Here is a 15,146-nt window from a genome sequence, read left to right on the forward strand (position 1 = left end):
GGCTTGGATACACACGACCTGCGCGAAGCGAGGGTGCTGCTTGCCGAGCTCAAATGACGGCTAGCTAGCGGGCCCGGAGGTCCTGGGAACAGCCATTCCMTGAGGCAGCCGCTTCGAACGGCCGACCTCGGATGACTAGGGGACGAAGCGCAATGCCGGCTTAAAGGCGGAGACACMTCAGAACAGAAGCAAGTCCGCAATACTTCAAAATGCAGACCGTAACGCTCGACATCGGCATCGGCGGCGCAAAGCCGTGGAATCCTGATCGCTTCATTCCTTGCATGCACTGCTATCCAAAACGTGCACAAATGTGCGCGTCCGGTTCCTGCCCCGAACCCCCTGACTGGCCAGGCTCGTATCTGACAGGCGTAACTTTCCCGATAGCCTCAGGTAGAAAAACCATTTGTTCGAGGTTTGCGCTCGCGTTAAAGTCTCTGTCATGGCGCGTGTCACAGCTTACGCAAGTCCACTCTCGATCCTTTAACATCAAAGCCGAATTTACCTCGCCGCAGCATGAGCAACGCTTTGAGCTAGGAAAGAAGCGATCCGCCGTCACTAGCGTTGTCCCATACCAAGCACTCTTGTATTCGATCTGGCGGCGAATCTCCCCAAATGCCACGTCGAGAATGGCRCGGTTCAGGCCGGCTTTTTGACGGACATTTCTTCCCGGTTTGTCGACACTCCCCTTGGCGCTTGCAGTCATTCCCTGCACAGACAAGTCCTCGATGCCCAACGTTTGGTTTTCACGTGCGAGCGAGGTCGTCATCTTGTGCGTGAAGTCATTGCGAATGCACCTGATCTTTCGATGCTGATCAGCGAGCTTTCGCGATGCCTTCTCACGGTTCTTGGACGGGAGAAGACGCACCCCCGTGGGAATCCGGCCCTTTTCACCTAGGCCCATACGTTGCTTCTGCGCTTCCATCTTGCGCGACACTGACCGCTGCAACCGCGTCAACCGCTTCTGCGCCTTCTTTAGCGCACGCGGCGTCTCATAACGTTTGCCGTCAGAGCAGACGATTTCCTTGACGTTGAGGTCGACGCCGGTGACCGGGCGGCGAGCCGCCGGCYCAATCCAGCATATGTCCACCTCCTGCTGCAGCGACAGATACCAGCGYGTGCCATCGCGTGACACCGTGGCGCCCATTATCTTGCCGCCGAACCGCGGTGCCTCTTTCATCCTCACYTTGCCCAGCACGGGCAGACGTACYTGCCTTTCATCYACGGTCAGCTTGTCGTTGGCGACGTAGAAAGAATCGCGCGCCTKTCCCTTCCGCTTGAAGACAGGGCGATAAGCATTCTTTCCCYTTTTYACGTCGTCGAAGAACTTGCTCCAGGCCTTGCTCAGATTGGCAAAGGGCTGCGCATGCGAGTCACGATGCATGTCCTTCAGCCAGGGRAAYTCGGCATATTTGAAKGCGTTGAATTGCTTCTTRAGTGCMAGTGYATTCGGCTTCGAGCCCGCCTCATACTGTCGATTCCACTCGGCAAGGGCCCAATTCCAGACGAAGCGAGCCGTGCCACAAGCTCGGCGGAAATAGTCCTCCTGCTCCGCKGTYGGTTTGAGTTCAATYCGGTGTGCGATCARCATCCAACGCTTCCTGAAGCTTCTTCTTATAGTTTCTCAGGCGAAAGCCGCTCCTGATTCAATACCAGTATCTCGCAGCCGTTWGTTTTTGCATAGTGCTCAAACCACTCAAAGCCAAASCGAGTCRGCCTGTCGCKGTRCGCAACTACCAGGACTTTTATCTCACGCTGGCCGATTTCGTTYATCAATGTCAAGAATCGCTTACGCTGAAAATTGAGTCCTCCTCAATCTCCTCCATGACTTCGACGTTTGCAAGCCCGCGCGCGACAACAAACTCCCCCATCCCCCGTCTCTGGTTGGCTAGATCCGGCTTCTGAGCGGCACTGGACCGACCCTCGCGCTCCCATCGCTGCAAGTCTTCACAGACACGTCGAGCAAGTCGACAGCCTTTCCAGTGCTATATGTGCGCTCCATGACGACGATTATACATATTCGCGCACTTATTTAAGTACTAGAGTCAGTCTGTCCGAGGGAGCGACCACGCTGCTGCCGGTACGCGTGCCGGCACTTCCGCCACATGCTTGGCCAGGGCGCTTAGGTACACTTCGGATCAGGCGCATCCCAATAGAAAAGGCGATTGAGGGTCGTCAACGGGCAGCGGCGAGGTCGTCAAAGGTGCCGGTMGGAGCCCTCAGCCATTCACTTACCCGTCCGATCCGGCATAATGCCCGACGCACCATGGCGCTACGGGATTGAACTGGGTAATGCAAATGAAGCCGCACATGTCTCGCGAAGAGACCTCACAAAGCATGGACGGGGGCGACGACTGCCCCTTGCGCTGGTTCGACGCGGATCGGGGGGCATTCGAATCGCTCGAGCGATTGATCGCCGAACATCCGGCGGATTTCTTTGCGGGCGAGCGTTTTGATCCGGCTGGCGCGTGCGCCACACGCGAGGCGGAGTTCGCGTCGGTTGAGCTGCCCGAGACGCCGACATCGCCGCAAGCGCATGCCGATCATCTGCTCAACGACGTGTTTCGGCACGTGATGCCCGTGGCGTCACCAACGTTCGTCGGACACATGACGTCGTCGCTGCCGTCGTTCATGCCCTCGCTGGCCAAGGTGGTGGCAGCGCTGAACCAGAACGTCGTGAAGCTCGAGACGTCGGGCGCGCTGACAGGGCTCGAGCGCCAGGTCATCGGCATGCTGCACAAGCTGGTGTTTGCCCAGGACAGCGCGTTCTATGCGAGATGGCTGCACGATGCCGATCACGCGCTCGGCGCGATCTGTTCTGGCGGCACGGTCGCCAACCTCACCGCGCTATGGGCGAGCCGCAACAACTTGCTGGGCGCGCGTGATGGCTTCGCCGGCATCCATCGCGCCGGACTGATGGCTGCACTACGCCATTACGGCCATGACGGGCTTGCAATCGTCGTCTCGGAGCGCGGGCACTACTCGCTGCGAAAGGCCGCCGATGTCCTTGGCATCGGGCGCGACAATCTCGTGCCGGTCGGGGTCGATGCAGACGGTCGCATGCGCATCGACCTGCTGCGCGACACCATGCGTGACCTGCAGCAGCGCAACATCCGGCCGATGGCGATCGTCGGCATAGCGGGGACGACAGAGACGGGCGCGGTCGATCCGCTCGACGCGATTGCGGATGTTGCTCAGGAGGCCGGCTGCCATTTCCACGTGGATGCCGCATGGGGCGGCGCAACACTGCTGTCGGAGCGCGAGCGCTGGCGCTTCGCGGGCATCGAGCGTGCCGATTCCGTCGTCATCGATGCGCACAAACAGTTCTACGTGCCGATGGGTGCCGGCATGGTGCTGTTCCGGAGCCCGGCGTGGACGCAGGAAATCATCCAGCATGCGAACTACATCGTGCGCAAGGGCTCGGTGGACCTGGGGCGCCATACGCTCGAAGGATCGCGCGGCGCGGCGGCAGTCATGCTCTACGCGAACTTTCATCTGCTCGGTCGCAAGGGGTTGGCGCAGTTGATCGATCGTAGCATCGATAACGCCCGCTACTTTGCATCCCAGATTGCGCAGCAGCCGGATTTCGAGCTCGACAGCCACCCGCAGCTTTGCATCCTGACCTACCGCCATGTGCCCGAGACCGTGCGTGCCGCGCTGGCAACGGCTTCGGCCGACAGGCGCGAGAGGATCCTGGACGCGCTGGATGMGCTGACCATCAGCATTCAGGAAATGCAGCGCGATGCCGGCCGCTCGTTCGTATCGCGCACGCAGTTGATGTCGACACAGTGGGGAGGCCGCCCGATTGCCGTTTTCCGCGTGGTGCTGGCCAACCCGGATACGACGCATGCCATCCTGCAGGACATCCTCGACGAACAGCGCGCGCTGGCGGCGGCCAGCCCATGCATGGCGCCGCTGATGGCGCTGGTGGGCGCGCCGGACGCCGCGTGAGGCATTTGGAGCTGGCGGGCGCCATTCGTCGACGATGCGTCGCTGGTAACAGTCCTCCGAGTACCGTCATTGACTGACTCGTAGAGTCGGTGGGCTCTTCGGCAGTTAGGCGACTGCAGTGTCAATGGGCGACTGCAGTTCTGAAGCGACCGGCCAATGACCGGCCGTCAGGCGGTGCAACGCCTCTTCGGGTTGCACCGCAAGTATCGCAAAGGAACAGGATCATACTGACGAGAGAGTTGATCAGCACCGGCGCTTATCTGGACTCGTTCCAGGATCTGCCCGGCCAGCCCTCCTGGTCGCGTCGGCGCATCGAAGCCTCGATGCGTGAAGCGCTCGCGCAACGTTCGCATGGAGAACCCGTCTGACTGTTCGCCTATGGATCGTTGATCTGGAATCCACTGCTCAGGTTCGTAGAAAGGCAGTCTGCCTTCCTCCAGGGTTGGCATCGCAGTTTCTGTATTCGGCTGTTCGCCGGACGGGGCACCTACGAATGGCCAGGACGGATGCTCGCCTTGAAAGCGGGCGGTCAATCCGCCGGCATGGCCTTCCGGCTGGCCGAGAACGATCTATCGGAAGAGCTGGGACTCGTATGGATCCGCGAGACGGTTCATGGACTGTACCGCCCGAACTGGGGAACGATTCGCCTGGCTTCTGGCAAGGCCTACCGGCAAACCAGCGGTCGGGGTGCCACCGCCACGGGCGATTCTGATTCCCTCTAGCGTGACCGCTCAAAAGTACCGGGCTTCGCCCTCTTCCATGTGGTTGCCATCCGCCCTCATTGCGAGTTGGGAGGCTTTGGCCGCGTGGGTGGCGGCCTGCTCGAGCAGGGGCGCGTGCGCCTTTGGGACAACGAGCATCGTCAAACCCAGTCCTTCCAGCGCGCGTAGTGCGTGCTCCAGATTCACCCCTTTGCCGTTCTCCAGCTTGGATAGCATGCCGACGGAAACGCCGCAATGCCTGGCCGCCTGGTCAATTGGCATCCCCTCAGCAACCCGTGTCGCCCGAATGCGATCACCCAGTTGGTCGATGGTACGGATGGCAGCCCGCGATGGTGGCGCGGCATCGGCTAGCGGTCGTGGCATGGGAGGAGGTCCGGAGATTTGGGAGACTGGGAGATCCAGCACTGGGGCGGCTCTCCCGATTATTTCATCATCGTGAAAGTATATCAAATGCCGCGCCCTCGCCTGCGCCGCCGCCAGCTCAGCGCGTAATTTCCGCGAGCGTCTGCCCGGCAGACTGGCTGGCGGCATTGCAGGCGTGGCTGCCTGTAAAGCCGCGTCTGGCATAGCTCGTTCACGCTCCCACGTTACTTGGGCATCCCTTCATACATGCTGGTGACGTCATCCATCACCTGAAGAATACGCTMGCTGGTCGTGGCGATGTTTCTCAACTGTTCCGCGCGACTGACCCCGGTCTGATTGAGTGCCTCTTCAAAGAACAGCCACTGGGAGCCGGCAAGCTGCAGTTCGCGGCGGATTGCCTCAGTGTTTTGCGGCGCCGCGGTGAGGAGCCCCTGCGCGGCTGCGAATTCCCTGGTAGCCGTGTCCAGATCCTGCGCCATCTGGGGGGAAGTAATGCCCCAGGCGCGGAACATGCTGATCTTGGCGATTCTCTGCGAGAGCATCCGCTGGCGGCCGGMAACGTTGATCAGCTTACCCGTCATGGTGCCGGCATGTTTCTCGAGCAGGAGGGTTCCCTGTTGCGCAAGCTTCAGCACGTCCTCGCTCATTCCTGCGATTGCTTTCGCGCCATCGAGATTCGGATCGCCAGCGGACAGCAACTGCTTGTAGGGAATCMATGTCTGCTCGAGCCTGGCGTAGGTGTCCTTGATCTCCGGCGTGGGCGCGGACGCCTTCAGCTCCATGAGCTGCCTGTCAAAGAGCGCCACGGACTGTTCGAGGACCTTCTTCGAACGTTCGACTTCAACACCGAGGCCAGCCTGGCAGTATGCCTTGGCCATGCGCTGAGACAGCATGCGCTGGCGGCCCGCCTTGTTGATCGCCGCGTTGATCGTTAGCGTTTCGGCCGAAGCGGTCCCGGACAAGGCCAGCGCCAGGACGCTGCAGGCAATCAAGCAKAAGGAACAGAGGTAACGTTTCAAGGGCGTCTCCGCGTTAAACTTTGATTGGACCTTTGGACGCATCGATCGAGCCGACGACGTGTCGGATCAGCTGATCCATCTCCTTGATGATGTCTGCAAGCACCAGCGTGATCACCGCGAACTCCCTGCCGTACTCTCCCGCCCGTGCCGCCGAGATGCGCGCATTCATTGCKACGATGTTCGCCTGCATCGAAATCCCGCTGAGGCGCTCGACGAGGTCGGCGTGGCGTTTGCGCACAGCGACCTCGCAACGGTGCATCTCCTCCTGGTAGGCCTGAGTGACGGACTGCAGCAGTTCAAGCATTGGCGTGGCCTGCGCCACCAGCATGTCGAGGGATTGCGCTCGCCGGCTGGTGTCGGCCAGTGGTGCGTCTATCGCTGTTCTGACCTGGTCGATGAATTCACGGATACGCGCGTCAGCGCGCGGACTGCCAAAGTACAGTTGCTGCAAAGCGCCGGAGAATGCGCCGGGCAAACGCTCATTGCCCGTTACGAGATCCGAATGCGCCGACTCGAACATTGACAGGCACTTGCGTGCGATGTCGAGCGCGGCAGTGTCCCCCCGCGAAGCCAGCAATAGCTGGAGGACGATCCGTTGCGACAGCATGCGCTGCCTTCCGGAAAGGTTGATCAATCCGCCGATGGTTTCGGCGGACACTTCGGCCTCGGGTGACTGAGTAGAGAAAGCGTTCATGCCATGCCTTGCAGGTAGTGTCGACGCGGACGCGCACCGCGCTGACCGGCAAAGAAAAAGCGCCCCGAAGCGAGATGCCTACAAACCGGTTGTCCGGTTCGCGAGCATTTCGCTTCGGGGCGCCATTGCCCGGGATGCTCCTTTTCGGAGCGTGTCATCGCGACTTGCCAGATTGTTTCAAGGCCGCCGTTGGCCCGTGTATCGCTTACGCAATATCTATGCCACAGCTCCCGGAAGTTGCATCAGGCTGCGGGCGCAGGAAAATGGCACGGCGGGACCGACCCGCGCACCGATCCCGTGCCAGATGCCTCATCACGACGCGTGCGCTGGGGCACGGCGGCCAACCGGGACGCGCCTGTGGCTGGAGTGTGGGAGACTGGGCGGGCGATGCCTGCCCCGTCAAGCACGGAGCCTCAGTAATCGCACCTCTCTCTGGCCAGCGACTCCCTCGTGAAGCCGTGACTCACGCGCAACTGATGCTCGACCGCAATCACCTGGTCCTGGCACGCAAACAACAGGTCATCCTTGGCCTTTTGCGAAACGCCCTTGATGCGTTCAGCCTCATACGAAGTCTGCCGTGCACGACAACGGAGATACAAGAGCGTCGACTTGGGAGCGAGTTTAAGCTCCGCTTTGTCGAGAAGCTTACATTCGACATAGGACTGGGCTAGGCTGCCGTGGCTCGCCAGCAATGCCGAGGAAAGAAAAATTGAAGAAAAAATACGCAACATGAATGTGTAACGCCAGGGGTGCCGGTCAAATTGCAGCCCGCCATGGCAGGCTGCAAACGAATCTTGCGCGGACTGACACGGCACGTCCGTCCGTGCTTATTCTCCGACGCAATGGCATGCGGCCGTCGCATGCAAAAGACAAGCGCGCGAGGTGAAATTATGCACMGCTTTTTTGCACGAACATGAGCGCCACCCAACAGAGAAGCGGCCCTCCGCCGGGTACAATGTGCTCTTGCAAAGCGAACTCGCAGCAAGGGGGGAACGGAAGCAGGCGCTCGACCTGGATGCAGCGGATGATGTGAGTKGAGGTAAGGATGGCGACAACGCGCGCCGGAACCAAAGGGGAGGMCCTGCGGTTCCTGAATACAGCAGGAATATCGGTAATCGAATTGGACTACGAGTCGGCTTGGCAAGATGCCGTGGAGCTAGGGCGACTCGGCCAGAAAGCCGGCGTCCGTGTGGAGTACCGGGGGCATGAGAACATCGCCGTAAAATCACCGGCGGCACTCATTGCTGGACTGAGTCGAGCGAAGCTGTCCTTCCGGCAACGGAATCTATACTGCCAGTTTGAGCTGGGTGAATTGCCAGCAGGCGAACTCCAGCGGCTGGAGGCAAAGGCGGAAAAACTTGGCGACTACATCTTGGCTGGTCGGCTACTGAGGGACGTTGATGCCGTCTGGGCCGAATAACGCCGGCTAGTCGCAGCGCCACCGCTTTGCAGCCGTCAGACACGCTTTGCACGAGACCTGGATATACGTTTCCTCTTTTCGCACAGGAAAATGCTCACCACCGTCTCGCCGCAAGCGCATGCATAGCAAATCGCCAGCGTTCCGCATAAGACGTCCATCGCGAAAACCCTCTTCTAACAAGACGTGAACAATACTAGCTGGATACGCCCCTTCCTCATCTGATATGCCCTCCGGATGGCCAAGCTCGTCCTCGATAGCACCGGGCACCMACTTGAGGGGAATTGGGAGGCTAGCGTTGAACGCATGTGCTTGTGCTCGAAGGGTCCGCTCGCGCTCACACGAAGCGACCTGAGCCGCCTCTTCTCTCGCCACCTGAGCGGCACGTGCACGGTCTACCTCATCGGCACGTGCACACACGAACAATCCATTGGCATCGCGCCAGACTTCGACTACGGTTCCCGACACAAGTCCAACCGGTCCCGTTCGCACTCTTCCGCTTCCGGTACGGCAACCGTAGACCTMTAGCAGTTTCCCATCCAGGTTCACCTGGTTGCCTTCAACAGGAACGCGAACTCTGTGCCCCTCAATAAGCCATCGCKGGTGCACACCCGTGGAAACAAGATGCAGTTGGTAGATTTCCATAGCCACGACAGCCMCAGCAGCAACGCTGGGTTAAGTGCAACTCATGGTTGGAAAGTGTAGGCCAAACATCGAGAAAATTCTGCTGCGTGGGCTATCGCACAAAAATAAACCCGCGTMGCCGGGAAGCGAGACGCGGGTGGCAGCAAGGACTACTTCATCAGTCTACGTGAAATTAAAAATTTTCACGTCAGATATAAAGAACATTTTCGCGCCATTTCCTGGCATTGCGGCCCGCCTCCGATACTGGCTTGGTCACACGTTGAATCGACGTCACACAGCATCGAGATTAACCCTTAACCCTGCCGATATCATCGCTTTGGCCTACTGGACGGACACCAAATCGTCATGTGGATTGTGTCCAATGCGCGATCGGCTTCTGCGACGCACTCTCGGAATTCATCGCTGCTGCTGGCCACCCTGCTATCGGGTGTGCTTGCATTCATTTCCGCAACAAAAAGAGTCCTTTCGCGCGACAGCACCAAGCGAAACCAGGCACAACAAAATCAAAGGGTCAATATGCATCAAATTTTCGCTTCCCCCATGACGTCGGACCCGGTGACTTTGCAACCGACGAGCAGCGGGAAAAGGGGGCACTGGTCCGATTCTGTCAGCGTCCAAGTCCTGCGCCAGGATGCCGCAAGCCTGCGGGCAATGGCTCAGGCGCACATGACCAAGGCAGGTACAAGTGCCACCTCAAATCACCCTGCCGATTTGCTCCAGCAGGCCGCTATCCTCGACACGGCCGCTGACGTGCTGGCGCTGAGCAGCTGGACCTGATTCAGTTTGCTGCCACCCTACAACGCGCTCCTTTTCGGCCCACCGCCCTCCCTCGCTTCCGTGTCAGGTTTTTTCGCTGGGCAGAGACGTGCACGCGGCCACCACGAGGTCGCGAGAATCAGTTGCCTTTAATTCTCATTTCACCAATAAGCTTATGCGAGAACCAGCGGTGACTCCGCTACCAGCCTGAGCGGCCTCATGGCGTGCCCCCGTGGTAAACCCTAGACACCTTGGCTGCATGTGTTTCCCCGGCTATGATCACTAACTAAATGACTTTCCTGCAATCGACGGCAGGATGCTTACATTGGAATAGCAAGTCCAGATTGGATTTTCTATTTCTGCATGCAGCATGCATGCTCCTAACAATGAGGATGAGATGGCAACTGGTATCGTAAAGTGGTTTAACGCTGAAAAAGGCTTCGGGTTCATCACACMAGATGATGGCGGCAAGGACTTATTTGCTCATCACTCCGAAATCCAGGGTACTGGGTACAAGTCCTTAGACGATGGCTCCAAAGTCGAGTTCGAAGTCAAGGACAGCCCGAAAGGTCCGCAAGCCTCCCGGATTCGCAAGCTGTAAGCGCCATTGCACCTAGGCAGTCGAGATGGAAGAAAGGCCCTTCGCATTGACGAGGGGCTTTTTTGTTTCCGGCGACACTCGCCCGCTTCATCGGCATTCACACGGGTCGGCAGCCAACTGCTACCAATACGCCAACGCGGCCCCGCAAATAGTCTCTGAACAACGTCAGCAGGCCCCACCCTCGACCGTCAAAGTCCGCACAAAACCCAATACTCAGGACTGGCGTTATTAATCACAATGAGTGTCTGGAGCAAACTGACCGCGACCCCTGCTCCACGCTGGCCAGTAATCATGCATTGAAGCCAGCGGCGGAGCGGCAGAAAAAACCGGCGCGTGGCCGGCCTTTTCTCAAATTCGAGATTATTTGCCGGCGTCGGCCTGGCACTTCTTCATGAAGGACGTCTTTGCAGCACCGGCGAGTTGCTTACCGTCCTTCCCAACGGCCTTGGCTTCGCAGGCGGCTGATGCGTCGCCTTTGTTGCCACTTTCGCACTTCTTGATAGAGGAAGCTTTCGCGGCCCCAGCTAGCGGCTTGCCATTTTTGTCGACCGCCTTCGCTTCGCAGCTCGAGGAAGCTGCCGGAGCGGCGGCTGGCGCTGCAGGCTTGGCGGCTGCCCCAGGCGCGGCAGTTTGAGCGTAGGCAAAGCCTACCGAAAAGAGCGCTGCAATGGCCACCGCACAGAATCTGTTCATCATGGTACCTCTCCTCAGATTTTATGAGTCAACTTGCCTCGCCCTTATAAACGCTTGGGCCGCGCCATCGTTGACGTCACTCGACCCTKATTTKAATGCATTGCCCACTAGAGGACAGTGTCGCCGGGTCCCAGGATTTCGTATCTAATTCTGTCCGCAGGGACCCGGGCTTGCCTCGACATCTCGCTGCTGTCTGCCGCCTGGCGCAGACCGCTCGACCTATGTGCCGTATGAGAAACTTAGAAGACGACAGACCACGACTGCAAGGTCATCTGTAGTCGACTGGTGGGGCATCGCCGGCTTACCGCTCCCTTCGCGTTTCATCAGTGAAACCGGCGAGCCTCTTGGAAACCGCACAGGAGGTAAGGCACGCTGCCGGCGAGCACGGCGTCGKGATCCGCGCCCATGGCTCGTTGCGCGCGGCAGGCGGGCTTCGAACTMGTTGTCTGCGATCGGAACCAGGCCGTGCTCGCCACCTCGGTAGCCGATTGCGCCTGCGCGGATGCAATCATCGTTCTGCTTGCCAACGACGCCCAGATTCTCGATGCAACGCTCGGCGCATGGGCCCGATCCGAGGCCGCATTCGCTTCGCTTCACAACCAGCACMGCGCAGCATTTCGTCTGTGCGCCGGCGAACAGTGGTGAAGTTTGCGAKGGACCTATCCTCAGGACAAGGATCCTTTCGACCAGCCTTGGTTCAACAGAAGAAAAAGAGATGCCGAGCCCGCGTATCGCAATTCGCCTTCTGCCGGCTTTCTTGATGCTGGTGGCGTCTCACGCCTTCGCGCTCGCGTTCGAGTGTCGCATTCTCAATGAATCGAACCGGCCGTTTGTCCGGATCGTCTTGGGTACGACTGAGAGCCAAGCAAACAGTTCTTTCATTAGCGCCTATGGCAACCAGGTGAGGCGGATGTACGGGCCTGGTGTGCGCTTCCTGTGTTCGTACCCACCTTCGAAGGAGGCGCTGGCCAGCGTGCCGGGGACAAACACACCCTACAAAGCATGCCCAAGTGGTAAGACCTGGGCCAAGACCCGGGGGGATGCTCTTGAGGTGCTTCAGCACGAGTGCGGTCCGCCGTTACCTCTMGATCATCAGATGTTCTTTGCKAGTTTTTGGGCGCAGGCTCGCGAGAAATGTCGCTTTGCAATGGCAAACGAGCACGTTGTTGTCGCACTCCAGGCGCCGACCATGGCAACTAACCTGACCCTMGAGTATGTGCCGCTTTGGAAGGAAGCTGAGGCCGTGATAAACGCGGAAGGCTGCTCGCCGGCCACTCGCGGCCTCGCAGAAGCTTTTGCGCGATATCTCACGCGCACAGGCGATCCAAACGGAGAGCGCCCGTTTGTCGCGACTTGCCTTCAGCGAGAAGGGATGAACGCGGCAAAATGCCGATGTTACGGTGACGCTGTTCGACTGATCGATCCGAAGGTCTTCGAGCATGTCTACGACGGGCGTTCCTACGKAGATGTGGTCCGCCAGATAGGCCCCCTATGGGAGGGACAACTCACGATGTTTTGCCTGGGCGTCAGGCCGAACTGACCGCCGCGCCATGGCTACCCCAGCGATGCTCGTGGTACGTCAAGTTCCTCTTGCCTTTTGATGACGCGAACATATTAGCCATCATCACGGTCGCATAAACCGCTCCCTGCCAATACAAGGCCGATTCCTTGTCGTCGACGTCTTTGGCCTTCTTGACGCCGTCTTGAAAGCGCTCGTACTCACCATGGAGATMGGCGCGCAGAGCGCGGTTGTTGATGTGGCCGTTMATCGCGCTGTCCGGCTGCGTTAGGCAACCTGTTCGGGCTTTTTTGACCCCGCTGTCCCCGGGGAGGGACAATCGTTCAAACGGCAGAGATCGGCCATGTGCAAAGGCATCTGGCTGCACACGCCAAATKACCGCCGATCGGTAACGAACGGCCCTTCGCCGCGACCTCCTCCCTTTATACAGCCGACGTGCCACCAGCCAGATGCGCGCGGCACGCTTGTTAGCGAACCACTCCCCCGGTCGGAAATTAGTAASAAAGCACCACGAATAGGCGCAACCGAACAGAAAACGAGGTTTCGACAATGGGAATTCGGCTAGGATCGCAGGTGCGGGGTCATCGAGATGGCCAGCCGTTGTCCGGGTCAACGAAACAGGGGAACGTGATGCAAATGGTCGACCGTCCTGCTGTGCTCTTCGTACTGTTGTTGATTGTATTCACTGGGGTGGCGTCCTTTGCAACGCTCGTGCTCCGGCGTTTTCGGCCATTAACCGATGAGGAGCGCGATGACTTCAGCATCGTGCAGACCGCGACCTTGACGCTTTTCGCATTGTTGATTGGTTTTACTTTGTCGATGGCAGTCGGCCGGTACGATCAGCGCAAGAACCTGGAAGAAGAGGAAGCGAATGCCATCGGCACCGAATACCTCCGCGCCGATCTCCTCGATAACGCCCGAGCCACGGAGGTCAAAGGATTGCTTCGCGAATATGTCGCGCTAAGAATTAGCTTCTATCGATCAAGAGACACGGCAATGCTGGCGCAAATAGATATCCGCACCGCCGAACTTGAAGGTMGAATGTGGAATGGCGTTAGGGATGCGGCGCGGGCAATGCCGGATCCCGTTACCGCACTTGCGGTGGCGGGCATGAACGACGTCATCAATTCACACGGGTACACGACTGCGGCCTGGCGGAACAGGGTGCCGACCGGCGCCTGGTCGTTGATGATTGCGATTGCCCTCTTCAGCATCCTGCTCCAGGGCTACGGCGTGCGCGGCAAAGGCGCCAAGGTCGCGCTCCTGCTTGTCCTCCCCCTGACGGCCTCGCTCTCGCTGTCCCTCATCGCAGACGTCGACAGTCCGCGCTGGGGCATTATCCGCGTTCACCCGCAGAACATGCTGGATCTGGAGCKATCGATCGCTCAATAAACGTTAGCAGACCGATGGACATCACACCATGTATTAGGCAGCCTGGCAGGCCAGGCTCAACCAGAAGGGTGGGGTGCGCACGAAAATAGCATCGCAAATGGGGGAGCGCAACGCGCGTTTATGCATAGCGAGCGATGCACCGCTCCTCTGGGAGAATCGTCGGGCTCAACTGTGTCGGAGGCACGCCATGCGCAAACTCATAATGGGCATTGTCGAATTTCGCGAGAAGATGCTACCGCAATATGCAGAACGGTTCAGTAAGCTCGCGCTAGCGCAGAAACCTGATGCATTCTTCATCACGTGCTCGGATAGCCGGGTTGTGCCGGACCTGCTMGCATCTACTCATCCCGGCGATCTTTTTACGATGCGCAACGTCGGCAATTTGATACCGCCGGCGACTGCGGAGGGGGTCTCGACCGGCGACCTCTCCGAGGCAAGYGCGATTGAGTACGCGGTGTTGGTGCTGAAAGTCGCGAATATTGTCGTGTGCGGGCATTCCKAATGCGGCGCCATGAAAGCTGTCTATGCACGCAACCCGAAGCTGAAAGCACCGAATCTCGATAAATGGCTTTACCACGCCAACAACGCAGCGTTTCGCCTCGAACACGAAGGCCCGCTCAATGACGGGCTGAAGCCGCACKACCAATTGTCGCAACTCAATGTCCTTGTGCAGCTCGAGCATCTAATGACCTACCCGATCGTCCGCCACCAAGTCACGGCCGGGGCTCTGGTATTGAGCGGCTGGTGGTTCGACATAGCCACCGGCGATATGTATGCCTATGAGCGGGCGAGCCGTTCGTTCGAAGTCATTGACCGGGCGCTGGCTGAGCGGCTTGCTTCGCGCCTCGCCTCGCGCGCGCGGTGAAAGTGGGGCTCGCAGTCAGGCGAACTCGAGTTGCCTCGCTATGGCACGCGCACGGCCACTATGTGGCTCAGCAAGCTGCGCCAGCGGGCGCTCAGCCGCAGCGTGAGGTTCAACGATAGCCGGCACAKCGAAAATGGGTCAATGCCCGGGGGCCTGGTCCAGGCGGCCTGACGCGCGACGTCCCGCTCGCCGATGTAGGGGCCCATGCGTGTCGCGTGATCGCAAACACTTGGCGCTGATGTGTTGGTTTACGCCCGCCAGATCCAGGACGACGCGCGCAGGGCCTTGACGTCATTCTCTACGCTCGGGGAAAACCTATTCCAAGCCCCGCCTGGGTTTGCGGGCGATTTTCGCGTCCCTATGCCGCCTTGGCACACTCCATGCGTTTGTACCTCCCGAGCGCAGAAACACTGCTCAAACCAACCGAACCCAAAGTTMAATCGCTCCCAAGGAGAACTGCCATGACTACCACCCTCGCCATCAAGGACCTGTCCGTCACCGAAGAACTCGAC

15 protein-coding genes are annotated in these 15,146 nt (G+C 59.2%); 8 read left to right on the top strand and 7 right to left on the bottom strand.

Annotated elements, in window-relative coordinates:
- Positions 1–289: 289 nt before the first annotated feature.
- Complete coding sequence (locus AC1DKV_RS38495; protein WP_477139537.1) at positions 290–1,588, bottom strand: RNA-guided endonuclease InsQ/TnpB family protein; 1,299 nt, start codon at positions 1,586–1,588, stop codon at positions 290–292.
- A 719-nt stretch (positions 1,589–2,307) separates the two neighbouring features.
- Here AC1DKV_RS38495 and panP point away from each other — a divergent pair.
- Together panP and AC1DKV_RS38505 are read left to right on the top strand one after the other, a co-directional pair.
- On the top strand, positions 2,308–3,948 hold the full coding sequence (gene panP, locus AC1DKV_RS38500) for a pyridoxal-dependent aspartate 1-decarboxylase PanP (protein ID WP_477139538.1): 1,641 nt from the start codon (positions 2,308–2,310) through the stop codon (positions 3,946–3,948).
- A 368-nt stretch (positions 3,949–4,316) separates the two neighbouring features.
- Positions 4,317–4,670 (top strand): gamma-glutamylcyclotransferase, encoded by a 354-nt coding sequence (locus tag AC1DKV_RS38505; RefSeq protein ID WP_441624243.1) that lies wholly within the window; start codon positions 4,317–4,319, stop codon positions 4,668–4,670.
- A 9-nt stretch (positions 4,671–4,679) separates the two neighbouring features.
- Here AC1DKV_RS38505 and AC1DKV_RS38510 read toward each other — a convergent pair whose 3' ends face one another.
- From AC1DKV_RS38510 to AC1DKV_RS38525, 4 genes are all read right to left on the bottom strand, one after another.
- A complete protein-coding gene (locus AC1DKV_RS38510) occupies positions 4,680–5,033 on the bottom strand; it encodes a helix-turn-helix domain-containing protein (RefSeq protein ID WP_441624219.1) in 354 nt (117 codons plus the stop codon).
- Between the two features lie 224 nt (positions 5,034–5,257).
- Positions 5,258–6,052 carry a type IV pili methyl-accepting chemotaxis transducer N-terminal domain-containing protein gene (locus AC1DKV_RS38515; protein ID WP_477139539.1) on the bottom strand — a complete coding sequence of 265 codons (795 nt, stop codon included), beginning with the start codon at positions 6,050–6,052 and terminating at the stop codon, positions 5,258–5,260.
- A gap of 13 nt (positions 6,053–6,065) precedes the next feature.
- Positions 6,066–6,746, bottom strand: coding sequence for a methyl-accepting chemotaxis protein (locus tag AC1DKV_RS38520; protein WP_441624223.1), 681 nt, complete (start codon positions 6,744–6,746; stop codon positions 6,066–6,068).
- Between the two features lie 413 nt (positions 6,747–7,159).
- Complete coding sequence (locus AC1DKV_RS38525; protein ID WP_441624225.1) at positions 7,160–7,477, bottom strand: hypothetical protein; 318 nt, start codon at positions 7,475–7,477, stop codon at positions 7,160–7,162.
- 314 nt (positions 7,478–7,791) lie between these two features.
- Between AC1DKV_RS38525 and AC1DKV_RS38530 the strand changes: the two genes are divergently transcribed.
- From AC1DKV_RS38530 to AC1DKV_RS38540, 3 genes are all read left to right on the top strand, one after another.
- Positions 7,792–8,166: a PHA-granule associated protein 4 gene (locus AC1DKV_RS38530; protein ID WP_477139540.1), complete on the top strand. Its 375-nt coding sequence runs from the start codon at positions 7,792–7,794 to the stop codon at positions 8,164–8,166.
- A 987-nt stretch (positions 8,167–9,153) separates the two neighbouring features.
- Complete coding sequence (locus AC1DKV_RS38535; RefSeq protein ID WP_441624229.1) at positions 9,154–9,585, top strand: hypothetical protein; 432 nt, start codon at positions 9,154–9,156, stop codon at positions 9,583–9,585.
- 376 nt (positions 9,586–9,961) lie between these two features.
- The gene (locus AC1DKV_RS38540; protein WP_477139541.1) at positions 9,962–10,165 is read left to right on the top strand and encodes a cold-shock protein; all 204 of its coding nucleotides are present in this window, start codon (positions 9,962–9,964) and stop codon (positions 10,163–10,165) included.
- A gap of 360 nt (positions 10,166–10,525) precedes the next feature.
- On the opposite strand, the gene AC1DKV_RS38545 is transcribed toward AC1DKV_RS38540, so the two are convergent.
- Positions 10,526–10,858, bottom strand: coding sequence for a hypothetical protein (locus tag AC1DKV_RS38545; protein WP_441624245.1), 333 nt, complete (start codon positions 10,856–10,858; stop codon positions 10,526–10,528).
- Positions 10,859–11,323: 465 nt separating this feature from the next.
- Here AC1DKV_RS38545 and AC1DKV_RS38550 point away from each other — a divergent pair, with 465 nt between their 5' ends.
- On the top strand, positions 11,324–11,503 hold the full coding sequence (locus AC1DKV_RS38550; protein WP_477139542.1) for a hypothetical protein: 180 nt from the start codon (positions 11,324–11,326) through the stop codon (positions 11,501–11,503).
- Between the two features lie 881 nt (positions 11,504–12,384).
- Here AC1DKV_RS38550 and AC1DKV_RS38555 read toward each other — a convergent pair.
- The gene (locus tag AC1DKV_RS38555; protein ID WP_477139543.1) at positions 12,385–12,744 is read right to left on the bottom strand and encodes a hypothetical protein; all 360 of its coding nucleotides are present in this window, start codon (positions 12,742–12,744) and stop codon (positions 12,385–12,387) included.
- Between the two features lie 263 nt (positions 12,745–13,007).
- Between AC1DKV_RS38555 and AC1DKV_RS38560 the strand changes: the two genes are divergently transcribed.
- On the top strand, positions 13,008–13,769 hold the full coding sequence (locus AC1DKV_RS38560) for a bestrophin-like domain (RefSeq protein ID WP_477139544.1): 762 nt from the start codon (positions 13,008–13,010) through the stop codon (positions 13,767–13,769).
- 187 nt (positions 13,770–13,956) lie between these two features.
- Positions 13,957–14,634 (top strand): carbonic anhydrase, encoded by a 678-nt coding sequence (locus AC1DKV_RS38565; protein WP_477139545.1) that lies wholly within the window; start codon positions 13,957–13,959, stop codon positions 14,632–14,634.
- Positions 14,635–15,146: the final 512 nt, after the last annotated feature.

This window comes from Cupriavidus sp. 05T41, assembly GCF_056396525.1.

Excerpts from the sequence above, each read along its gene's own strand:
- AC1DKV_RS38510 (WP_441624219.1), bottom strand. The coding sequence starts at position 5,033 with ATGCCACGACCGCTAGCCGATGCCGCGCCACCATCGCGGGCTGCCATC.
- AC1DKV_RS38525 (WP_441624225.1), bottom strand. The coding sequence starts at position 7,477 with ATGTTGCGTATTTTTTCTTCAATTTTTCTTTCCTCGGCATTGCTGGCG.
- AC1DKV_RS38535 (WP_441624229.1), top strand. The coding sequence starts at position 9,154 with ATGTGGATTGTGTCCAATGCGCGATCGGCTTCTGCGACGCACTCTCGG.
- AC1DKV_RS38545 (WP_441624245.1), bottom strand. The coding sequence starts at position 10,858 with ATGAACAGATTCTGTGCGGTGGCCATTGCAGCGCTCTTTTCGGTAGGC.